The sequence below is a fragment of the Sphingomonas sp. genome (genome assembly GCF_030145815.1).
In the GTDB taxonomy this organism is placed as follows: domain Bacteria; phylum Pseudomonadota; class Alphaproteobacteria; order Sphingomonadales; family Sphingomonadaceae; genus Sphingomonas.
Map to the genome: position 1 here is coordinate 60,362 of NZ_JAIXHL010000018.1, position 22,553 is coordinate 82,914.

Here is a 22,553-nt window from a genome sequence, read left to right on the forward strand (position 1 = left end):
AATGAAACTCAGTTTTGGGGAAAAGCACTACGTATCAATTGCCACGCAGCAGGACCTCGCGCGTGAGATTGCTAAGGCGCTCCCCGGCAAGGAAGGTGATGTTCTGATCCTGGCCCAGTCCGAGCACTTCTACCTCCAGGCCGGATTGAGCGGGAGCGGCTGGATCTTGGAACGGCGTTCCGGCGATGAAAGCTCTCACGTCAGCTTCACGAAGGGCTCGGCTTTGCCAAGGCCAACGAGAAAGAACTCCTGGCTTTTCCGTCTCCTTTTGGGCCCGGAACTACCGTCCGGTGAGTTCAGCTCGGAAGAGGTTGCAGAGGTCTTCAGCACCTACTTTCGCGGCGAACCGATCGTGCTGACCCATAAGCCCGGATACACGTTTCAATGATCACCTCCCTCCTCATCGCCAACCGTGGCGAGATCGCGTGCCGCATCATCCGCACCGCGCGGAAGCTCGGCGTCCGCACCGTCGCGGTCTATTCCGACGCCGACGCCAATGCGCTCCACGTCCGCAGCGCGGATGAGGCGGTGCATATCGGCGCATCCCCGGCGCGCGAGTCCTATCTGATCGGCGACCGCATCATCGCCGCCGCCAAGCAAACCGGCGCACAGGCGATCCATCCCGGCTATGGCTTCCTCTCCGAAAATGCGGAGTTCGCCGAAGCCGTGCAGGCCGCCGGCCTGATCTGGGTCGGCCCCAACCCTGCCAGCATCCGCGCCATGGGCCTCAAGGACGCGGCCAAGAAGCTGATGCAGGACGCCCGCGTCCCCGTCACGCCCGGCTATCTCGGCGAGGACCAGTCGCCCGAACGCCTGCAATCCGAAGCCGACCGCATCGGCTACCCCGTGCTGATCAAGGCGGTCGCGGGCGGCGGGGGCAAGGGGATGCGTCGCGTCGATGCCGCCGCCGACTTCGCCGACGCGCTCGCCTCCTGCCAGCGTGAGGCCGCGTCCTCGTTCGGCAACGATCAGGTGCTGCTCGAAAAATACATCCTCGCCCCGCGCCATATCGAGGTGCAGGTGTTCGGCGACAGCCATGGCAACATCGTCCATCTGTTCGAACGCGACTGCTCGCTCCAGCGCCGCCACCAAAAGGTGATCGAGGAAGCCCCCGCACCCGGCATGGACGCAGCTACCCGCGCCGCCGTGTGCGACGCGGCGGTCAAGGCCGCCCGCGCGGTCGACTATGTCGGCGCCGGCACGATCGAATTCATCGCCGACGCCTCCGAAGGGCTGCGCGCCGACCGCATCTGGTTCATGGAAATGAACACCCGGCTTCAGGTCGAGCACCCGGTGACCGAGGCAATCACTGGCGTCGATCTGGTCGAATGGCAGCTGCGCGTCGCATCGGGCGAGCCGCTGCCCAAGACGCAGGATCAGCTTTCGATCCATGGCTGGGCGATGGAAGCGCGGCTCTATGCGGAGGATCCGGCCAAGGGCTTCCTGCCCTCGACCGGCGGCTTCACCACGTTCGATCTCAACCCCGACCACATCGTCGATGACGTCCGCATCGACACCGGGGTCGATCGCACCAGCGTGGTCACGCCCTTCTACGACCCGATGATCGCCAAGCTGATCGTCCATCGCAACACGCGTGAGGAAGCGGCGGCCGAGCTTGCGATCCTGTGCGGCGGGGTCATGATCGCGCCGACGCGCACCAATGCCGGCTTCCTGATGCGCTGCCTCGAACATCCCGAGTTCGTCGGCGCGACCATCGACACCGGCTTCATCGCGCGCAACGAAGCCGCGCTGCTGACCGGCCCGGACATCCGCGCCGACATGGCGCGTGACGCCGGCGCAGGGGTGTTCGGCGATATCGTCAGCCAGATGCGCGACGCGCGCACGATCGCACCCGCCTTCCGCCTCAACGCCGCACCCCGCGCGCGTGGCGCGGTGATGGACGAACATGGCCAGCGGTTCGAGGTGGACCTGCTCGACTATGCCGCGCCGTCGTGGCGCTATTTCTACAACAACGTCTTCTCCGCCGACCCGCGCCAGATGACGATCTTCGCCGATGGCGAAGCCGCCTGGTACCGCGCGTGGCGCGCCGAGGGTGGGGCCGGGGGCGCAGCCGGCGACGGAGCGATCCTCGCCCCGATGCCCGGCCGCATCGTCTCGGTCGAGGTCGTGGAGGGGCAGGCGGTCACCGCGGGGCAAAAGCTGCTGGTGCTGGAGGCGATGAAGATGGAGCAGGCCCTGCTCGCCCCGTTCGACGGCGTGGTGGAAACCCTGACCGCCGTCGCAGGCGCGCAGGTTCAGGTCGATGCGCTACTGGCGAAGGTAACCAAGTAACCGTCGCCCCGGCGCAGGCCGGGGCCGCCAGAGGGAAGGCGACACCCGCAAAACTTGGCGGCCCCGGCCTGCGCCGGGGCGACAGCGGGGCGAGTCTATTCGCCCGACATTCCCCACAGCAAAAGACACACCCCGCCAGACACCCACGGCGCGTTTCCCCGCGACATGTTCGCATCACCGCCCCAACCACCCCGCGCCGAATCACCCCGCCGCGCCGAGTAACCGGGCCAAACACCCCAGCCGGAACCGCCAAAAACCCTTGGAAAACCGCGGCCTGAAGCCCCGGGCCTTTCCTACAAGAACCCATTTGGATAAAATACATCCTCATAAACCAACCGGAAATGAGAATGTACACACATGCCACCTATTCCCGCCAACTCCGGTCCACCCGGTCCACCAACCGCACCATCGCCGCAAAATCCGCCGCGCCCGGCCCGCCCGGCACTTGCGCCATATGCAGGTCGCGCTGGTGCACCGCGACCACTTCCGGCGACACGGTCAGCGGCTTGCCCATCGACAGCGTCGCCAGCTGGATTTCGCACGCGCGCTGCAGCGACCAATGCTTGATGAACGCCTCGGGCAGCGTCCGTCCCATCGCGACGATGCCATGGTTGCGCAGCAGCAGCATGCGCTTGTCGCCGAGGTTCGCGACCAGCCGCGCGCCCTCCTCGTCGCGCACCGTCACGCCCTCGAAATCATGATAGGCGATCTGCCCCGAAAAATTGCACGAGTAGAAATTGATCGGCTGCAACCCGCCCTCCAGGCTGCTCACCGCCATGCCGGCCGTGGTGTGCGTGTGCATGATGCAATGCACATCGGGCAGGTTGCGATGGAACACCGCATGCTGGACGAACCCGGCGCGGTTGACCGGATAGGGGCTGTCGTCGAGCTTGTTGCCGTCGATGTCGATCTTGACCAGGTTCGACGCCTTCACCTCGCTGAAATGCAGCCCGAACGGGTTGATCAGGAACGCATGATCCTCGCCCGGCACCTTCAGCGTGATGTGGTTATAAATCATCTCCGACCAGCCAAGATGGTCGAACACGCGATAGGCGGCGGCGAGCTGCTGGCGCGCCTCCCACTCGGCATCGGACATCGTGCGGGGTGCGACAGCGGCGGTGGCCATGATCCTCTCCATTTTTCGTGCTTGCGGTATGTATGCCATGAGCGGGCAGGGCGACGCAACTTGCGCTGCGGCGCAACATCGGCTAGGGACCGCGTCAGTCATCTGGGGAGTAGCCAGCCGTCTAGCGACGGGCCTCCGCGTCAACATACTTGGTCGAGAGGCCATGGCGCGAAGGGAGCGGCCGCATCACGCGGCGTTCGGGCGAGACCAATGGCGCCATGCTTTCCGTCCGGGCTGGGCGGAGGGGCGTGGTGTCGTTGGAATTCGCATCCGCCCGGCCCGGAGACGTTGTTTTGGAACCCTTCCTCACCTCCACCGCCGTCGTCGCGCTCGCCGAGATCGGCGACAAGACGCAGTTGCTCGCGATCCTGCTGGCCACGCGGTTCAAACGGCCGCTGCCGATCGTCGCGGGTATCCTCGTCGCCACCCTCGCCAACCATTTCCTCGCGGCCTTGGTGGGGCAACAGGCCGCGGCGCTGCTGGAGGGCGCGTGGTTCCGCTACCTGATCGCCGCATCGTTCATCGCGATGGCGGCGTGGACACTGGTCCCCGACAAGATCGACGATCTGGAGGACAAACCCGCGCGCTTCGGGCCGTTCCTGACCACCACCATCGCCTTTTTCCTGGTCGAAATGGGCGACAAGACCCAGATCGCGACCGTCGCGCTGGGCGCGCGCTTTGCCGAGGTCGGCTGGGTCACGGCGGGCACCACGCTCGGCATGATGCTGGCGAATGTCCCTGCGGTCTATCTCGGCAACGAACTGGTCAAGCGCGTGCCGATGCGCACCGTGCGGATCATCGCAGCCTTGCTGTTCCTCGCCATCGGCATCTGGGTGCTGGTCCAGACGCTACGGGGCTAATCGAGGAAGCGGATCGTCGGCCCATATTCGTCGCGGACGATCCGCACCTGTACGTCATACAGCGTGGACAGAATTTGCTCGCGCATCACCTCCGACGCGGGACCGGCGGCGAGGATGCGCCCCTCGCGCACCGCGACCACGTCGTCGGCGAAGCGGAAGGCGAGGTCGATGTCGTGGATCGCCATCACCACGGTCCGTCCGGCATCGGCGCGCGCGCGCAGCCGCCGCATGGCGTCGATCGCGTGGCGCGGGTCGAGATCGGCGGTGGGCTCGTCGACGATCAGCAATTCGGGATCGCCGACGATGGCGCGGGCAAGCAGCACGCGGGCCAGCTCGCCCCCGGACAAGTCGGTCGCGGGGCGATCACGCAGCGCCAACAGGTCGCACTCCGCCAGCGCGCGCTCGATCGCGGGCAGCAACGCCGCGGGCAGGCCGCCGAACGCCGGAAGCTGGGGCAGCAGTCCCAGCGCGACCACCCGCTCGACGCTGATCGGCCAATCGACGCCAACCCTTTGCGGCAGATAGGCGCGCCGCCGTGCCAGCTCCGACCGGCGCAGCGCGGGCAGGGGTGTATCACCCAGCCGCACGTCGCCACTTTCAGGCTTGAGCAACCCCGCAGCGACTTCGAGCATGCTCGACTTGCCCGCGCCATTCGGCCCGATCACCGCAGTCAGCCGTCCCGCGGCGAATGTCGCGGAGATGTTGTCGAGCACCAGCCGCCCGCCACGCTTGAGCGTGATCGCCTCAAGGGTCAGGGCGGTCATGGCGTCCGGCTCCGCATCCGCAGCACCAGCCACAGGAAAAAGGGTGCCCCGACCAAGGCGGTGAACACGCCGAGATGGATCGGGCTGTCGAGCCGGATCAGCCGCGTCGCGATGTCCGCCGCAGTCAGCAGCGCGGCTCCGGCGAGTGCGGATGGGACCAACGTCGCGGCGGGCCGATGCCCGACAAAGGGCCGCACCAGATGCGGCGCGACCAGCCCGATAAAGCCGATCGTTCCGACCACCGCCGTCGCCGCGCCAACGCCCAGCCCGGTTCCCGCCAGCGCCAGCAGCCGCGTCCGTCCGACATCGACGCCCAGGCTCTCGGCCTGCACCTCGCCCAGCGCCAGCGCGTCGAGCGCGCGCGCGGTGGCGAGCAGCGCGCCGCCGCCAACCACGATCAGCGGCGCGGCGAGCGTGATCTCCTCCCACCCGCGATTGGCGAGCGACCCCATCAGCCAGGTCATGATCTCATAGGCCGCATAGGGATTGGGCGCGAGATTGAGCGCCAGGCTGATGCCCGCGCCCGCAATGCTCGAAATCGCGGCTCCCGCAAGGATCAGCGCCAGCGTCCCCCCGCCGCGCGCGAGCAGCAACGCCGCAAACCCCGCCGCCATCGCTCCGGCCAGTCCTGCCAGCGGCGCGGCGAGCGGCGCGACCGCAGCCAGCCCGTAATAGATCGCGATCACCGCCCCCAGCGACGCGCCGCCCGAAATGCCGAGTAGCCCCGGCTCGGCCAGCGGATTGCGCAGTAACCCCTGCAACACCGCGCCCGACAGCCCAAGGATCGCCCCGGTCAGCACGCCGAGCAGCAAGCGCGGCAGGCGGATTTCGGTGATGACCACGCCAGTCAGCCGCGCGGTGCCGCTGGTCTCGCCGCCCAGCCATCCGGCATAATCCAACCCCAGCGTCCCGATGCCGAGCGAAATCAGCCCCAGCAACAGGGTCAGCAGCACCAGCACCGGGATCAGCAACCGCCCGCTCATCGCGCGGCCTCAAGCTGGGCGCGCAAGTCTGCCGCCGCCTCGGCGATCAGCGGCGTGCCGCAGATATAGGCGCGCGGGCTGACGCTGACCTGCCGTCCGGCCCATTGCCGGCGCACCAGCGGATGCCGCGCGACGCGATCGCGCAGGCTTTGCCCGACCACGCCGCCGACCGGGGCGACGAGAATGTCGGGGTTCAGCGCCAGCAGTGCCTCGACATCGGTGCCCGCCACGCCCTCCTTCACCGCATTGCGCGCGCCCGCCGCGTCGAGCACCGCGTCATACAGCGCACCCTCGCCGCGCGAGAGCCCGTCGCCGCTCCACGATGCCACGCGCAGATTAAGAGCAGGGCGGCGTGCCAGATCGGCCAGTCGCGCGTCCATCCCCGCAATCAGCGCCTCACCGCGCTCGACCGTGCCGAACTGCGCGGCAAGGGTACGGACCGTGGCGCGGATCTCGTCGAAGCTCTGCGGCTGCGCCACCTCGACCATCGGAAAGCCAAAGCGGCGCAACGCCGCACGGGTCGCCGCCGAGCCAAAGCTGTCGGCGACGATCAGGTCCGGCTGCTGCCGCACCACATCCTCGATCTCGCCGCGGTTGACCGCCACGCCGCGCGCCCGCTCTGCCATTAGCGACAGCAACGGATCGCGCGACAACCAGGTGACCGACGCGATCCGCTCGGGCGGCAGGAGCATCAGCACCAGCTGGTCGGTGCATTGGTTGATCGACATGACGCGCATCGGCAGTGCCGCTTGCCCACGCGGCGGCGGAGCGCTGCCGGCCGAAACCGGCAGCGCCAGGGCCGCGATCGCCAGCAGGATGCCGGCGCGGCGCATCACAGCTTCACGCGCACGCCGGCGAACGCTCCGATGCCGGGCGTCGCGAAGCTGAACACCTCTTCGTAATCGACGTCGAACAAATTCTCGACGCGGCCGAACAGCTGCACCTTCTCCACCACGTCGAACGCGATGTTCAGGTTCACCAGCGTGTAGGGCTTCAGCGACACCCGCACTGGGGTGTAGCTGGGGTCGGTGAAGGCGACATCGGTCATCCGCCCGTTATGCCGCACGGTCAGCGTCGTCGAAAGCCGCTCGTCGCTGGAGATATAGGTTGCATTGAAGCTGGCGATGTCGCCCGGACGGCGCACTTCCTCGACCCCATTCTCCTCCGCATCGAGATGCGTGTAGCTCGCGTCGATCCGCAGCTGCGGGATCGGCCGCGCGCTCGCGAACAGCTCGACGCCATGCTGCTTGGACAGGGTCGTGCGGTTGGCCGGCGTCGCCACAAAGGTCGGGGCGGGGTAGGTGGTGTAGATCTCGTCCTTCAGCGTCGAGTCGAAATAGGTTGCGCCGAACGTGATGCGATCATCGGCCAAGCTTTGCTCGATCCCAGCTTCCCAGCCTTCCGACTTTTCCGGCTTCAGGTTCGGGTTGCCGATGTAACGGCCGTCCGAATAGCCATAGAGTTCGTAATAGCCCGGGTTCTTGACGCCGGTGCCATAGGCGCCGCGCACGCGCGTACCGGTGGGCAGGCGATAGCTGCCCTGCACGCGCCAGGTCGTGGCATCGTCGAAGCGGTTATTGTCGTCGTGCCGCACTGATGCACCGCCCGAGAAGCTACCGGCGGTCAGCTCATATTGCGCGACGAGGCCGAGATTGTCGGTGCTGCGCTTGCCGGTAAAGGCGTCGAATGGCGATCCGGTGCCGGGCGTGGTGTTGCGGAACTCTTCGCGCTCGACATCGACCGCGCCCGTAACGCGATGCGTGACCGCGTCGCTCCCGAAGCGCAGGCTGGACACCAGCGAGCCCTTGTAGCGCGTGCCGACATTGCCGAAATCGACCACGTCATTGGCGCGGAACATCGTCCGCTCGGTATCGGCGAACTGCCCCGTCAGGCTGGTCGTCCAGCGTCCGTCCATCGCGCTGAACTGCGCACTGAGCAGGCCGTAAAAGCCGCGATTGCGATAATGCACGCCGGGGCTGTCGATCGTGTAGCCGAAGGTCGGGCTGGCGGGGTTGCCGTCGCTGTTGTTCGCATCGGCATCGGTCACCGCATAGCGCAGCACGCCGGTCAGCGTCAGGCTGTCGCTCGGGGTCCAGTTGAACTTGCCGCTCAGCGCACCGCTTTCCGATCCGATATTGCGCGTGCCGCCGCGTGCGGTTGGGGTGCCGTCGGTCAGATAACCGGTCGCCGACAGCGCATAGTCGAAATTGCCGGACACGCCCGCCGCGCGCGCCGCTGCGCTGACCGTGCCGAACGAACCACCCTCGATCCGCGCGCTCAACCCCGGTGCCTCGCGGCCCGACAAAGTGAGGTAGTGGATCACGCCACCGATCGCGTCGGAGCCATAGAGCGAGCTTTGCTGACCACGCAGCACCTCGACCCGCGCCGCGCTGTCGGCGAGCACGCCGCTATAGTCGAACTCGCCCTGGAACGGGTCCGACACTTCGATCCCGTCGATCAACGTCAGGACGTGGTTGCCCTCGGTCCCGCGAATGCGGATCTGGGTCAGCCCGCCGATTTGTCGGCTGACTGCAACGCCCGGCACGTCGCGCAGCACATCGGACAGATTGCGCGTCTGGCGCTGTTCCAGCGCCTGCGCATCGATCACGGTGACGGACGCGCCGACTTCATTGATCGGAACGGCTTCGCCCGAGCGTGAGGCGGTGACGACCACCGTATCGCTGACGTCGTCGGTGATAACGGTCTCCCGCGCAAAGGCGGGCGATGCCGCCGCGATGGCGAGCGTGGAAACGGACAATAACTTCAACATGGGAAACTTGACCCCCGGCGCCGTGCAACGAGGGCAGGGGCCTGCCGTCCAGTCCGAACGGCCGGCAGCCATGCGCCAGTCGGGCGCATGAACGCCTGACGCACGACACCGACGCGGCCCCCGCCGCTTGGTTCGTCGCTCAGACGGAGGACCGTGCCGCGGCCATTCCCTGGACCAAGGCAAGAGCGACCATGCGCCGGCAGGTCTCCTGGCTCGCGGGTCAAGGCTTGATGCACGGCCTTCCCGGGCAAATGCCCAGTGGCTGTTCCCTCGAAGGGGGAACAAGTGCATCGCGCTCGCCGCTTACAGTTGCAGGGACAGCTGCGGATTTGGACGGCCAAAGCCGCCCGCACCGCATTCCCGTTTAAGCCCCTTTCGGGGCACCGGCGCGATCATGAAACATGGGGTCGCCCCCGTGCCTCGGGCGGGTCTTTACGCCCGCCCCCGCAGTTCGGCAAGTCTAATATAAAGGATTCTTTATATCTCGTTCGCGCTCAGCTACCCGGAGCGGTGCCGGGGCGCAGATAAGCGAACATGTGCGCGACATAATCGACCTTGCCCAATTCCACCCCCTGCGCGCGCAGGATCGCGTAGGCGGTCATCAGGTGGAAATAGAATTGCGGCAACGCCCAATCGCGCACGAACAGCTCGGCCGTCAGGTCGAACACCATTCCTTGCGGTAGCGCGTGCGCGATCGGAGCCGCCGGATCGACCGCAGGCATGCCGCCGCGCACCTGCTCCAGCAGCGCCAGTGTCTCGGCGATCCGCGCGCGGGCGTCGGCGATCGTGCCGGGGTGCCCACCCGCATTGCGGCCTTCGTCGAGCAGTTCGGTGACCGCGGGCGGGAATGCCTCGCCGCGCAGGCGGTAGACGCCCTCCTGTGCCTGAACGCAGGCAAAGCGGATCTGGGTCGCGAGCGGGAACATGTCGGGGGCGAGCCGCGCGGACATGATCGCGTCCCCGCTGCCCTGTGTCTCCGCCTTGCCCAGCCATCCCGACAGCGCGCCAAGCATTTGAACATAGGTCGGAATGATCAGGTCGGGCAGGGTCACTGTGGTCTCCTAAAGGCTATCGCGGGTCGGTTTAGGACAGGTTGTTGGCCGGTGCCATCAAATCCGGACTGACCGCATATACAGCCCGAAAAATAGAACATATAAAGAACATATGCGTGTCGATTCGCTCTCCCTGATTCAGCGGCGCATCGCGTTGATCGAGCGCGGTGGTCGAACCGCGAGCGAGGCTGCGGGGCATGTGCCGACCGGGCATGACCGCATCGACCGGGCTCTGGGGGGCGGCGTTATGCGCGCGCGGGTGCATGAGCTGGTGGCCGAGAGCGAGGCGGCGGGCAGCGGGGCGGGGTTTGCCGGTGTGCTGGCGCATCGGCTGGGCGGCGAAATGATCTGGCTGCGCGAACGCGATGCCGAACTGCGCTGTGGCCAGCTGCACGCGCCCGGTATCGCCGCGATCGGCATCGATCCGGCGCGGTTGCTGCTGGCGGTATTGCCCGATGCGACGGCGGTGCTGCGCGCGGCGGCGGATGCGGTGCGCTGCGCCGGGCTGGGCAGCGTGGTGATCGAACTGTGGGGCAATCCGCGTGCCTATGACCTCACTGCCAGCCGACGACTGGCACTGTTGGCGGAGGCGTCGGGAGTGACTGCGCTGCTGCTGCGGGTGGGCGGCGACGTTGCGCCCAGCGCCGCGCAGACGCGGATCGGCGTGGCGCCGGCCCCGTCGGTGCCGTTGGCGGCAGATGCGCCAGGACATCCGGCCTGGACGGTCGAATTGCAGCGCCAGCGCGGGCGGCCGGCCGGTGGCATCTGGCGGGTGGAATGGGATCGGGAACACGGCCAATTACGGGATCAAGATCATGACGCAGCGACGCTATCTGGCGTTGTTCCTCCCCTTTCTGGCGACCGATCGACTGGTACGATCCGGGCCGCCGGACTCCGCCGCACGGGATAGCGCGCCGCGCGTCGTGGTCGAGCGGCAGCGCGGCGCGATCCGGCTGACCGCGTGCGATCCTGAAGCGATGGCGCTGGGGCTGGCCCCTGGCCTGACGCTGGCCGATGCGCGGGCGCGGGTGCCCGATCTGGCGGTGGCGGATGCCGATCCGGTCGCCGACCTGCTGTGGCTGGAGCGGATTGCCGATGCCTGCGACCGGTTCACGCCGCGTGTCGCGATCGAGCCGCCCGACGGGCTGGTGCTCGACATCACCGGCTGCGGGCATCTGTTCGGCGGCGAATATGGCTTGCTGGAGGCGGTCGAGGCGCGGATGCGGCGCTGGACCGGGCATTTGCGCCATGCCCTCGCCAACACACCGGAAGGGGCGCGGGCGCTGGCGCGGTTTCAGACGGCCCCGGCAGCCAGCGAGGCGGCGGCGCTGCGGCGCCTGCCGGTCGCGGCGCTGGAGCTGGACCGCGAGACCGAAGCGGCGCTGCGCGGGGCCGGCCTCAAGACCATCGACGATCTGGTCTCGCGCCCGACCGGGCCGCTGGCGGCGCGGTTCGGGGCCGAGCTGCCCGACCTGCTCGCGCGCATTCTGGGCAAGTCGGGCAAGCCGATCGCGCCGCGCCACACTGCACCAGCCTGGCAGTTTGAACGCCGCTTTGCCGAGCCGATTGCGCGCGCTGACGATGCGTTGCGCGTCATAGGCGAACTGTCAGCGGAAGCGGGGCAGGCGATGGAGCTGCGGCGTCAGGGCGGGCGGCGCTTTACCGCGCGGCTGTTTCGCAGCGATGGGCATGTCGTCGATCTGGCGGTCGATTGCGGACAGCCATTGCGCGATCCGGCGCGGATCATGCGGCTGTTTACCGAGCGGATTGGCGCATTGGCCGACCCAATCGACCCGGGGTTCGGGTTCGACATGATCCGCCTGTCGGTGCCGCGTGCCGAGCCGCTCGACTTTGCTCAGCTCGAACTGGAGGGCGGGGCGGTGCATGCCGAGGATGTCTCGGCGCTGATCGACCGGCTGAGCGTGCGGGCCGGCAGCGGGCGCATCCGCCGCTTCGTGCCGCGCGATTCGCACATTCCCGAACAGGCGGTGCTCGCGCTCCCCGCAACCGCAAGCGACCGGCAGGACTGGCCCGCGCCGCCCCCGGGCGAACCGCCGCGCCGCCCGATCCATTTGTTCGACCCACCCCAGCGCGTCGAGGTGATCGCCGAAGAACCCGATGGCCCACCGCGCAGCTTCCGCTGGCAACGCACCTTGCACGAGGTGACCCGTTTCGAGGGGCCGGAGCGGATCGCCGCCGAATGGTGGCACCGCGCACCGGGCGACCCCGGCCTGACCCGTGACTATTATCGGGTCGAGGATATGCGCGGGCGACGCTTGTGGCTGTTCCGGCACGGCCTGAATGACGAGCGGCCGACGCCGCTCTGGTATGTCCACGGACTGTTCGCGTGACATGCTTTGCCGAGCTGGTCGCGGCGTCGCATTTCTCGTTCCTGCGTGGGGCGTCGCACCCGGCGGACCTGATCGCGCGCGCGATCGAGCTTGGCCTCACCGGCATCGGTATTGCCGACCGCAACACGGTGGCGGGTGTCGTCCGCGCCCAGCTCGCCCTGCGGCACGCACGCACGGCAGCGCAGGAAGCTGGCCTTCCGCTGCCCGCATTGAAATTCGTTCCCGGCGCGCGGCTGGTGTTCGTCGACGGCACGCCGGACATCGTCGCCTATCCCGCCAACCGGCGCGGCTGGGGGCGGCTGACGCGCTTGCTGACGACCGGCAATCTGCGCGCGCAAAAGGGCGATTGCATCCTGCGGCTGGAGGATCTGATCGCGTTTCACGACGATCTGTTGCTGATCGTCCTGCCCGGGTCGAGCGCGGTGGCGCAGCGTGCGCATCGCGATCCGGTCGCGCATGACAGCGACGCGCCGGTTCCGCCGCTCGCACTGGTCCAGCCTGCGGGGTTGCAGCCGCTGCTGACCCGGCTCGCCCGGATCGCGCCGGGGCGGGTGTGGCTGGGGGCGTGCATGGCCCGGCGCGGCGACGATGCGCGGCGGCTGGCGGAGTTGCAGGCGCTGGCGACAGCGGCGAGCGTGCCGCTGATCGCGACTGCGGATGTGCTCTATGCGACGCCGGATTGCCGCCCGCTGCACGACATATTGACCTGCATTCAGGCCGGGGTGACGATCACCCAGGCCGGGCGGCGGCTGGAGGCGAATGCCGAGCGGCATCTGAAGTCGCCCGAGGAAATGGCACGGCTGTTCGCCGCCTGCCCCGACGCCATCGCGCAAACCGGGGTGCTGCTCGACCGCATTGCGTTCGACCTCGATCAGCTGCGCTACGAATACCCGCACGAGCCGGTGCCCGAAGGCTGGGACGCGCAGGACTGGCTGGAGCATATCGTGACCGAGGCGGCGCAGGCGCGTTACGGGACCGTGCTTCCGGCCAAGGTTACAGCGTTGCTGGCCGAAGAGTTCAGGCTGATCCGCGACCGCAACTATGCCTTTTACTTCCTCACCGTCCACGATCTGGTGAAGTTCGCGCGGAGTCAGCAGCCGCCGATCCTGTGTCAGGGTCGGGGGAGTGCGGCCAATTCGATCGTGTGCTTCCTGCTCGGCGTCACCTCGGTCGATCCGACCGAATATGACCTGCTCTTCTCGCGCTTCGTGTCGGAAGAGCGCGACGAGCCGCCCGACATTGATGTCGATTTCGAACATGAACGGCGCGAGGAGGTGATCCAGTACATCTATCGCCGCTATGGCCGCAATCGCGCTGCCATCGCTGCCACGGTCATCCACTACCGCCCGCGTAGCGCGGTGCGCGAGGTCGGCAAGGCGCTGGGGCTGAGCGAGGATGTCACCGCACGCATCGTCAGCACCGTGTGGGGCAGCTTCAGCCGCGACCTGCCCGACAAGCGCGTGAACGAGGCCGGGTTCGATCCGGATGCGCCCGAGATTCGCCGCCTGATCGACCTGGCCGGGCAATTGCTCGCCGCTCCGTTCCCGCGCCATTTGTCACAGCATGTCGGCGGCTTCGTGCTGACGCAGGACCGGCTGGATGAGACGGTGCCGCTGCACCATGGCGCGATGGAGGGGCGCACCTTCATCGAATGGGACAAAGACGATATCGACGCGCTGTCGATCATGAAGGTCGATGTGCTCGCGCTCGGCATGCTCACCTGCATCCGCAAGGCGTTCGACCTGATCCGCGATCAGGGGGAGGGGGATCACACGCTGGAGGTCGACCTTCAGTCCGACGATCCCGCCGTCTATGCCATGCTACAGCGGGGCGACAGCGTCGGCGTGTTTCAGGTTGAAAGCCGCGCGCAGATGAACATGCTCCCGCGCCTCAAACCCCGCAATCTCTACGACCTGACGGTGCAGGTCGCGATCGTGCGGCCCGGGCCGATCGAGGGGGATATGGTCCACCCCTATCTGCGGCGACGGTGCGGGGAGGAAAAGGCCGAGTTTCCCTCCCCCAAACCACCGCATGATCCCGATGAACTGCGCACCCTGCTCGGCAAAACCTATGGCGTGCCGATCTTTCAGGAACAGGCGATGAAGCTGGCGATCGTCGCTGCCGGCTTCACCCCGTCCGAAGCGAACCAGCTGCGCCGGGCAATGGCGACCTTCCGCAATGTCGGCACGATCGGGCGGTTCGAAGCGAAGATGGTCGATGGCATGGTTGCCAAGGGCTATACGGCGGACTTCGCCCAGCGTTGCTACAACCAGATCAAGGGGTTTGGCAGCTATGGCTTTCCCGAAAGCCATGCGCTGTCCTTCGCGCGGCTGGTCTATGTGTCGTCGTGGATCAAATGCCATCATCCGGCTGCCTTCGCCTGCGCCTTGCTCAATTCACAGCCGATGGGCTTTTACGCCCCCGCCCAGATCGTGCGCGATGCGCGCGAACATGGGGTCGAGGTCCGCGCGATCGACGTGAACCACAGCGGCTGGGACAACAGCCTGGAGCGCGATACGGCGGGCGCGCTCGCGCTGCGGCTGGGGTTGCGCCAGATCGACGGGTTCCGCGTCGATTGGGCCGATGCGCTGGTGGCGGCGCGGGCGGCCGGGCGCTTCGATGCGATCGAGCCGCTGGCGCGCCGCGCCGACCTGCCCGCCCGCGCGCTGCGGCTGCTGGCCGATGGCGATGCCTATGGATCGCTCGGCCTGTCGCGGCGCGATGCGCTGTGGGAGGCGCGGCGCACCCCGTCGGGCGAGCTTCCGCTGTTCGCCGCCGCGCGTGCACGCGAACTGGGAAACGAGCCAGCAATCGACCTGCCCGCCATGCCGCAGAGCGAGGAAGTGGCGGCGGATTACCAGACGATCCGCTTGTCGCTGAAGGACCATCCGATGACCTTCCTGCGCCCCGTGCTGCGCGCAGAGGGCGTGCTGAGCTGTGCCGAAACCAGCGCCGCCAAGGCTGGCCGCCGCGTGCGCACTGGCGGCGTCGTGCTGATCCGTCAGCGCCCCGGCAAGGGCAATGCGATCTTCATCACCATCGAGGACGAAACCGGCGTGACCAACATCCTGCTCTGGGCGCGCCTGTTCGAAATCAACCGCCGCGCGGTGATGAGCGCGCGGCTGATGGTGGTCGAGGGCGAGGTTCAGCGCAGCAAGGAGGGCGTGGTCCACCTGATGGCGTCGCGCGTGTTCGATCGCACCGACCTGCTCCGCACCCTCGCCGACGAAGCGCCGCAGCCAGCGCTATGCCGCCCCGATGAAGTCGCGCGCCCGGTCCAGAGCCGCCATCCGCGCGACGTTCGGATACTGCCGCGATCACGCGATTTTCATTGAACTCAAAGTCGCGCGCACGACAAGAAAAAGAGGTTTCTCGATATTGCTGAAGGATGGTGACCCTTGCAGGCATCGTTCTGAAATTCCAGTAACACTCAGAACGTCTCAAACTATTGATTTTGGGAAATATATTTGAAATTCGTCGGGCCGCTCGGTCCCGCAGTTTTTCGCAAAATCTGGATCAAAACGTGGGACGTGATGTGTGACTACAGGACGCGGAAGGCGACCTGGAGTGAGTTCGATTTGGACAAGGCCGTCTGGTCAATCCCTGCCGCACGGATGAAGATCAAAGAGGCGCACGTCGTTCCGTTGGCTCCCGCCGCCGTAAAGCTGCTGCGATCGAACCATCGCCGCCATCTTGAGCTTCACGGAACGGTCAGTCTTGACGAGCTCCTGTTCAGTGTCTCGCGCGGCAAGCCGATTAGCGACATGACCATGCTTAAGGTCTTGCGGGACACAAAAATCACTGATGCGACGGTCCACGGGTTTCGTAGCACGTTCACCGACTGAGTAGCCGAGTGCACCAACGTGCCGAAGGAGGTTGCCAACGAGGCGCTGGCGCACCGCATTACTAACGCCGTCGAAGCTGCATATCGGCGGACAGACTTCTTCGATCGTCGCCGCGTGTTGATGAACGAGGGGGCCGATTTTTTGCTAGGCTGAGTTGGTCGACTGCTGGCTCACTGCTGACGCATTTCATTGACTCCTGTTCATGTGTCACGAAATGAGTTTGCCGCAAGCCTGTTTGATGCCGAGGCGCGGCGGCGCGCGAGCTTCCTCAAGGCTTATGCGCCACTCGCGGGTCGCGATGTGCGGGTGGGACTAAGTGCGCGCTTCTGAAGTCCTGGTCGATGCCAGAACGGTCATCGTGATGTTCGCATCGGTGAGAGGGTCAGGCGAACGCCCGGCCCATCTCTTCCAGATACAGTCTTTCCAGATCGGACGCGGTAATATCGGACGCGGCAATCATCCTGCGCAACTTGCCCTCCCGCATCAGCCCGATCCTGCTCCCCACTTCCCGCGCGCGAAACAGGTCATGCGTGACCATCATCACGGCCGCGCCCGCGTCGCGCTGCCGGACGATCAGCGCGTGAAATTCCGCCGATGCCTGAGGATCGAGGCCCGACGTCGGCTCATCCAGCAGCAGCGCGCGTGCCTGCTTGGCGATCGCGAGTGCGAGGCCGACTTTTTGCCGCATGCCCTTTGAATAGCCCGATGCACGTCGGTCCATAGCCGCGTCCGGCAGCCCGGCCTGGGCGAGGCATTGCCGCAGGCACGTCGCCGACCGCTCCTCGATGCCTGACAGCGCCGCGAAATAGGCGAGATTCTCGAGCCCAGTGAGTTCCCCGAACAGTGCGATCTGTTCGGGGACGTAGAGCAGCTTGCGCTTGGTGCCGACGGGATCGGCGCGGACATCGACGCCATCGACGCGCGCTTCCCCGGCGCTCGGCTCCAGAAAGCCGAGAAACAGGTTGATCGTCGTCGTCTTGCCCGCGCCGTTAGCACCAAGCAGGCAGACGATTTCGCCCGGATCGACGCGAAGGTCGAGGGTATCGAGCGCGCGGTGCGTTCCGAAATCCTTGGTGAGGCCGATGGCTTCGAACATGGCGGAAGTCCTTAGAGCAATTGGGCGGCGCCGCGGCGCAAGCGAAGGGCGGCCAGCGCCAGCAACAGCGAAGCAAATCCGAGCAGGATCAGGATATCGCGGGTCAGCGGCCCCGCAGTTCCCGGCTCGACGAAGGCGAAGCGCGGCAATGGGCGATCATAATCGGCCAGTGTCATCAGCCGCTCCTCGTCCATCCAGCCAAAGGCAAGACGACGAATGTCGCCGGCAAAGGCGCGGGCTTGGTGCTGGAAGGCGAGCGCGCGATCCGAGCCGGTCCCGGCGATCCGGTCGAGCGCGCCTTGTGCGATCACGGCGGGGGACAGCAGAGACAGCGATCCTTCAAGCGCACGATGACGCGCCCAGCCATCGGCATAGGCGTAATGGATCGGACCGAGCCGCGCGTCGCGCTGCTGGATCTCGCTTCGGCTGTGCCAGAGCGAGGCAGGGTAGGCGCGCCCCGAGTCCGCCGTGGCAGCGGCGCGCGCCGCATCGCGGTTCGCGGCGCGCACCTGCAGCCCGGCGGTGCGGATGGCGTTGGTATAGGCCATCGCCGACGGCGGTGGCGCGGCAAGGTCGGCGAGCGCGGCACAGGCCGCCGGGATCAGGACGACGAGCGTGAGCCAGGCCGTCCCGGCCGCCAGGGCGGCGGTGGTCGATGCGCAAACCCGCAGGTTGATGACGATGCTGAGCGCGATCCAGAATCCGCCATAGGCGAACATGACCAAAGCAGTCAGTGCGAGGCCCCCAATCTCGCCAGCCCCTGCCGCCACCAACCAGCCCACCGCAATGACGATCGCTGCAACCAGCAGACCACCGCCGCGCACCGCCGCGCGGGTCAGGATCAGGCGGGCCGGGCGCACCGGCTGGGCGAGCTGAAACCGCGCGCTGCCATTCTCGACGTCGCGCGACCAGAAGTCATAGGTTGCGACGATCAGCAGCAGTGGCAACAGCACGACAATGACGAAGGCCAGGTCGAACCGCCCGGCAGCCAGCACCGCCGGGCTTTCGAGGCCGGTAGCATGCGCGTCGAAGATCGCCCAGGGATCGACAAAGGGAGCGATGTTTGCCGCCGCCGGATAGCCCTCAGCCTGTCCGGTCGACAGCGCGGCGAGCGGAGCGTTGGGCAGCCCCGCGCGGAACGGCAGCGCGGTTGCGTAGATCAGGCCGAATCTGGGTTCTCCACCCTTGGCCAGAGTCTCGACGAACGCCTTGCGCCTGTCCGCCATGATTGTATCGGCTTCGGTCACAGCCGTGGTGACCGCCTCCTGCCGCGCCTGCGCCCAATGCTCGCCGGTCAGCGCCGCATAGCCGGCCGCAATCGCGAACAGGACGAGCATCACCCGCATCACCGGATCGCGCCAGGCGCGCACGACCTCCAACCGAGTCACTTCGGAACGAGGTGTCATGCGCTTGCCTTCCCAAGACGTCGTGTCGCTGCAAGGGCAAGCAACAGGGCGAGCGCCGCCCAACCGGCGAGGATCGCGAGATCGATCCAGTGGCGCGAGAGCGCCTCGCGCAGCGGTGTTGGTGTTGCAACGAATTTGGCGTCGCGCGTAATCGCGACGACATCGGCCATATACGGTCCTTCGTTACCCTTCGGCCGGTGAATGATCGCGCGGTTCAACCGCTGTACCAGATCGTAGCGGAACGCGTCGGCCTCTTCGAGGAAGCGGCGATGCGCGTGCTGATCGCTCTGCGCCATCGCGGCCGACCAAGGGCGGATCGCCTGAACGGGCGAGACGAGCGCCAGCGCCCGCTGGATCTGCGCCTGACGGTCATAGCCGTCGTACAGCGCAGCGAAATGGCGGCGATAGATGGCCGTCGACAGCGCCTCGCCATGCAGGAAGGCAACACCGTTGAAGTCGATCGGCAGGTCCTCGATCTTCGCCACGCCATAGCGCCGCATCGTATCCTGACGCAGGCGTTCGAGCCGGGCGTCGCGCGGGTCATGGCCGCTTGGCCCCTCCATCACCTCCTTCGTCACCGCCGCCTCGAACGCCGGGCCAGACTGGGTCGGCGCGGCGGCTTCGGCAATGGTGGGCGCCAAACGGGGAACGAACAGCGTCGCCATGGCCCAAAAGGCGAGCAGGATGACAAGGGAGGTACGCGCCGACGCAAAGGCCGCCGACGCGGCGAGTGTCAGCCCGGCAAAAGCGAACAGATACAACGCATAGCCAGCCGTCATCCAGAGCAGCGGCACTAGATCTGCTACGCTGCCGCCAGCCAGCCATAGCGACCCTCCGCTAGCGATAAGGGCCACGGCCAGCACGAGCAAGACGATCAGACTGAGTCCGGCAAGCCGCCCCGCCATCAGCGTGACCGGCGACGCGCCCGCCGCCAGCTCTTGTCGCAATAACCCGCGCGCCTGCTCGCCCGAAAATGCGGCGAAGCCCGACAGGATGATCAGCAGGGGTGCCAGCACCTGCAACAGAGTGGCCGGGCTCAATCCACCGAAGCGATCGAGCGCGGTCCCCCCGTCGATCGCGCGGTTGCGCGCGGGATTGTTCGCATGCGCTTCCAGCTTCAGCGATGCGCCGAGTTGGGGGAGCAGGCCCGGGTCGATTACCGCCAGTGGCGACGTCGGCTTGAACAGATAGCGTCCAAAATGCGCGGCGCCATGGGGACTCGCCGGCCCCTGCATCGCCCAGACCTGCGCTTCCTCGACCTGAGCAGCGGCGCGCTCGCGCTCCCGTGCCTGATGCAGTGCCGCCCCGACAAGCGCAGCGGTGCAGAGCACCAGCAGCAGGGCGATTGCGAGAACACCAAGTCGCCGATCGCGTGCCAGCAGTCGCCACTGCTGGCGTGCGATCACCGGTGCAAGCGCGCGCGTCAACTCAGTAGCTCGCGCGGAGGGTCAGCAGGACGTTACGCGGTTCCCCGTAGAAGTTGTATGTGTTGATCGATCCGACGCGCTGATAATAGGTCTTGTCGAGCAGATTGTTGACCGACATGAACGCGCGCAGATTGTCGTTGAAGCGCCACCCGAGCTGGGCTCCGACGACGGCGAACGCATCCTGTTCGCGCACCCCGGCCACGCCACCGCCCACGACGCCGCTCTGGCCATTGACGCTTGCCGAGGCGAACGCGCCGCCCAGCGTGGCCGGTTCGTAGCGCGCGTAGAATTTGTACTGATGGCGCGGCGTGAAGATGTCGAATGCCGTGCCCGCCTGACCGGCATTGCCGACCTCATATTCGGTCTTCACATTGGTGTAGCTTGCGGTCAGGTCGAGCCCTGACACCGGCGAGCCGGTCACCTCGAACTCGAACCCCTCGACCTTGACGACACCGGCCTGCAGCGAGAAACCGGCGTTGATCAGATCGGTTACCGCACGGTTCTTGTCCTTCGTGCGGAAAGCTGCGGCGCTCGCGTTGAGCTTGCCATCGAGGAATCGACCTTTCAGCCCGGCTTCATATTGATAGCCGACACGCGGATCGAGCGGCTCGCCGGGCAGCCCTGCGCCGACGAAGCGCAGCTGGGTCTGCGGATTGAAGATGTCCGAATAGCTTCCGTAGATCGTCACGCTGTCGGTCAGATAATAGACCGCGCCGACCGACGGGATGAATTTGCCGCGCACGCGGTTGCGCTGATCCACCACCCAGTCCGTAACAGTCGACGGCGCGATGCCACGGCTCCGGCTTGTATAATCGCTCAGGCGGCCACCCGCGACCAGCGTAAACCCTTCGAACGGACGCAGGCGAAGCTGGGCATGGAAGCCGCTCTGGCGCAGGTCGGTCGCGCTGCCGCTGGTGAATGCACCTGACGGCAGCGGAATGGCGTCAGCATTGTAGATCGAATAGCGACCCACCGATGTCTGTGTGCGATTGAGAAAGGACGTGGTTCGCTTGTCGAAGCTGTAGCCGATCGCCAACTCGTGCTCGCGCCCGAACAGCGTGAACGGGCCGGTGGCATAGGCATCGACAGCAGTTTTGCCGTTCACGCCACGGCTGCGGCGGTTCACATATTCCGCAGTCAGCGTGACCGGATCCACACCGGTGCCGGGGCGGATGAAGGCATCTTCCCATGCACGCGGGATATCGCGATGCAGGGCACGGACGACGAACGACCAGTTGCCGAGCTGCTGCTTCACCTCACCGGCATATTCGGTCGTGGTTTCGGTGAACTGGTTCCAGCTAGGAAGGTGCTGGAATTCGCGCGCGAAGTTCAGGAATTGCTGGTTGGTGAAGGCCGGCTGGCCGTTCATCGGCGTGTCGGCCTTGGTATCCTGATAGCTGATCGACGCGCCAAGCGTCGTGGTGGGGGTAAGATCAAAGTCCGCCGCGACATAGGAGGTCAGCTTGCGGGTGTGCGACTTTGCCTGGAAGAAGTCGCGATCATGCAGCGCAGCGACCGCGCGGACACGCAGCCGCCCCTCTGCATCGACCGGTCCGCCAATGTCGAACTCGCCGCGATAATTGTTCCAAGACCCGCCCGACAACGCGCCCGACACGCTGAAGCGGTCCTGTCCGCGCTTGCGGACTAGGTTGATCGTCCCGCCGGGCGAACCCGATCCGCGAAACAGCCCGGTCGGGCCGCGCTGCACCTCGACCCGCTCATAGATGACCAGATCGAACTCAGGCACGCCCGAAGAAAAGGTCGAGGGAACGCCATCATAGGCATAGTCGAGCACGAAGCCGCGCGCGCGATAGTCGGGGTTGGTGCCGTCGAACGGCATCACGGTGACGCCCGCTACGGTCTGGACCGCTTCGCCGATGGTGAACAGGTTGCGATCTTCAATCTGCTTACGCGTGACGACGCTGACCGACTGGGGAATTTCGAGGAGGGGCGCGGGACTCTTCCCGGCAACCGCCGCCTGCTGCGGAGTATAGCCGTCGTCCTCGGCAATGCCGGTGACGACAATCTCACGCTGGCGACGATCATCAGTCTGATCATCCGCTTGGGCAGGCAGTGCAAGGAATGGCAAACCCAGCGCAAAACTTGCGCGCAACGACTTCGAAATCATCAAAACCCCCGAACCGAGACGTGATATGGTATATCGTTGCGCTAACGCCCCGACCAGTGGCCGACAAGCGGATTCTTGTTGCTATGCGTGGGCGACGGAACTTGAAGGCCTGCGTGAGGCGGTGGGCTTCAGCGAATTTCAAACACAGGGATGCTCAGCGTCGGAGCGCATGGGGATGTAGAAACGAGAAAAATTGCGCCGTCGCCCGGTAAAAGGTGCCGTCGGGTCAGCAAAATTTGATAGAGATTTCAACGTCTGAGGCGCTGCAGGTCCGCCGAGAGCACAGCGGACTGGCCGAGGACGTACGACAGCTCAGCGCCCCAATTCCAGACATGCAATATGGGCCAGCGCGAACGCGGAAGCGGTCATTTCCTGAGGGCAGTTAAACGGTTGCGCGCGCTGGGTCCGAACTGCGGAGCTCGAAAGGAGCGCCTTCGCTGCTGCCGTTGTTGG

17 protein-coding genes and 2 riboswitches are annotated in these 22,553 nt (G+C 66.4%); of the genes, 7 read left to right on the forward strand and 10 right to left on the reverse strand.

The genetic code is table 11. The features are described 5' to 3' along the window. Nucleotide 1: 1 nt before the first annotated feature. Nucleotides 2-388: a hypothetical protein gene (locus KYX69_RS15855; protein WP_300498882.1), complete on the forward strand. Its 387-nt coding sequence runs from the start codon at nucleotides 2-4 to the stop codon at nucleotides 386-388. Next, nucleotides 385-2,292, forward strand: a complete 1,908-nt coding sequence (locus KYX69_RS15860; RefSeq protein WP_300498884.1) for an acetyl/propionyl/methylcrotonyl-CoA carboxylase subunit alpha — start codon at nucleotides 385-387, stop codon at nucleotides 2,290-2,292. Before KYX69_RS15855 ends, KYX69_RS15860 begins: the two co-directional genes overlap by 4 nt. 364 nt (nucleotides 2,293-2,656) lie before the next feature. On the opposite strand, the gene KYX69_RS15865 is transcribed toward KYX69_RS15860, so the two are convergent. After that, the gene (locus KYX69_RS15865) at nucleotides 2,657-3,418 is read right to left on the reverse strand and encodes a class II aldolase/adducin family protein (RefSeq protein ID WP_300498886.1); all 762 of its coding nucleotides are present in this window, start codon (nucleotides 3,416-3,418) and stop codon (nucleotides 2,657-2,659) included. Between the two features lie 91 nt (nucleotides 3,419-3,509). Further along, a riboswitch (yybP-ykoY riboswitch) is annotated at nucleotides 3,510-3,690 on the forward strand. 21 nt (nucleotides 3,691-3,711) lie between these two features. Here KYX69_RS15865 and KYX69_RS15870 point away from each other — a divergent pair. Further along, nucleotides 3,712-4,278 (forward strand): TMEM165/GDT1 family protein, encoded by a 567-nt coding sequence (locus KYX69_RS15870; RefSeq protein ID WP_300498888.1) that lies wholly within the window; start codon nucleotides 3,712-3,714, stop codon nucleotides 4,276-4,278. Here the strand turns inward: KYX69_RS15870 and KYX69_RS15875 are convergent. From KYX69_RS15875 to KYX69_RS15895, 5 genes are all read right to left on the reverse strand, one after another. Beyond that, nucleotides 4,275-5,042, reverse strand: coding sequence for an ABC transporter ATP-binding protein (locus KYX69_RS15875; protein ID WP_300498890.1), 768 nt, complete (start codon nucleotides 5,040-5,042; stop codon nucleotides 4,275-4,277). The genes KYX69_RS15870 and KYX69_RS15875 overlap by 4 nt on opposite strands. Next, a complete protein-coding gene (locus tag KYX69_RS15880; RefSeq protein WP_300498891.1) occupies nucleotides 5,039-6,025 on the reverse strand; it encodes an iron ABC transporter permease in 987 nt (328 codons plus the stop codon). Before KYX69_RS15880 ends, KYX69_RS15875 begins: the two co-directional genes overlap by 4 nt. Next, nucleotides 6,022-6,858: an ABC transporter substrate-binding protein gene (locus KYX69_RS15885; RefSeq protein WP_300498893.1), complete on the reverse strand. Its 837-nt coding sequence runs from the start codon at nucleotides 6,856-6,858 to the stop codon at nucleotides 6,022-6,024. Before KYX69_RS15885 ends, KYX69_RS15880 begins: the two co-directional genes overlap by 4 nt. After that, a complete protein-coding gene (locus KYX69_RS15890; RefSeq protein ID WP_300498896.1) occupies nucleotides 6,858-8,795 on the reverse strand; it encodes a TonB-dependent siderophore receptor in 1,938 nt (645 codons plus the stop codon). Before KYX69_RS15890 ends, KYX69_RS15885 begins: the two co-directional genes overlap by 1 nt. A gap of 180 nt (nucleotides 8,796-8,975) precedes the next feature. Then, nucleotides 8,976-9,198, reverse strand: a riboswitch (cobalamin riboswitch). 91 nt (nucleotides 9,199-9,289) lie between these two features. After that, nucleotides 9,290-9,847 carry a DUF1993 family protein gene (locus KYX69_RS15895; protein WP_300498898.1) on the reverse strand — a complete coding sequence of 186 codons (558 nt, stop codon included), beginning with the start codon at nucleotides 9,845-9,847 and terminating at the stop codon, nucleotides 9,290-9,292. Between the two features lie 112 nt (nucleotides 9,848-9,959). Between KYX69_RS15895 and KYX69_RS15900 the strand changes: the two genes are divergently transcribed. From KYX69_RS15900 to KYX69_RS15915, 4 genes are all read left to right on the forward strand, one after another. Further along, nucleotides 9,960-10,757 carry a hypothetical protein gene (locus tag KYX69_RS15900; protein WP_300498900.1) on the forward strand — a complete coding sequence of 266 codons (798 nt, stop codon included), beginning with the start codon at nucleotides 9,960-9,962 and terminating at the stop codon, nucleotides 10,755-10,757. After that, complete coding sequence (locus KYX69_RS15905; RefSeq protein ID WP_300498902.1) at nucleotides 10,663-12,198, forward strand: DNA polymerase Y family protein; 1,536 nt, start codon at nucleotides 10,663-10,665, stop codon at nucleotides 12,196-12,198. The genes KYX69_RS15900 and KYX69_RS15905 overlap by 95 nt, the downstream gene beginning before the upstream one ends. Next, entirely contained in the window at nucleotides 12,195-15,533 is a 3,339-nt protein-coding gene (locus KYX69_RS15910; RefSeq protein WP_300498904.1) for an error-prone DNA polymerase, read from the forward strand. The genes KYX69_RS15905 and KYX69_RS15910 overlap by 4 nt, the downstream gene beginning before the upstream one ends. A 132-nt stretch (nucleotides 15,534-15,665) precedes the next feature. After that, nucleotides 15,666-16,043 (forward strand): tyrosine-type recombinase/integrase, encoded by a 378-nt coding sequence (locus KYX69_RS15915; RefSeq protein WP_300498906.1) that lies wholly within the window; start codon nucleotides 15,666-15,668, stop codon nucleotides 16,041-16,043. Between the two features lie 382 nt (nucleotides 16,044-16,425). Here KYX69_RS15915 and KYX69_RS15920 read toward each other — a convergent pair whose 3' ends face one another. From KYX69_RS15920 to KYX69_RS15935, 4 genes are read right to left on the reverse strand one after another with little or no spacing between them, the layout of a single operon-like run. Next, a complete protein-coding gene (locus KYX69_RS15920) occupies nucleotides 16,426-17,139 on the reverse strand; it encodes an ABC transporter ATP-binding protein (protein ID WP_300498908.1) in 714 nt (237 codons plus the stop codon). 11 nt (nucleotides 17,140-17,150) lie between these two features. Continuing rightward, on the reverse strand, nucleotides 17,151-18,545 hold the full coding sequence (locus tag KYX69_RS15925; RefSeq protein WP_300498910.1) for an ABC transporter permease subunit: 1,395 nt from the start codon (nucleotides 18,543-18,545) through the stop codon (nucleotides 17,151-17,153). After that, a complete protein-coding gene (locus KYX69_RS15930; protein ID WP_300498911.1) occupies nucleotides 18,542-19,972 on the reverse strand; it encodes a DUF3526 domain-containing protein in 1,431 nt (476 codons plus the stop codon). The genes KYX69_RS15925 and KYX69_RS15930 overlap by 4 nt, the downstream gene beginning before the upstream one ends. Nucleotide 19,973: 1 nt before the next feature. Further along, nucleotides 19,974-22,061: a TonB-dependent siderophore receptor gene (locus KYX69_RS15935; protein WP_300498913.1), complete on the reverse strand. Its 2,088-nt coding sequence runs from the start codon at nucleotides 22,059-22,061 to the stop codon at nucleotides 19,974-19,976. Between the last annotated feature and the right edge of the window lie 492 nt (nucleotides 22,062-22,553).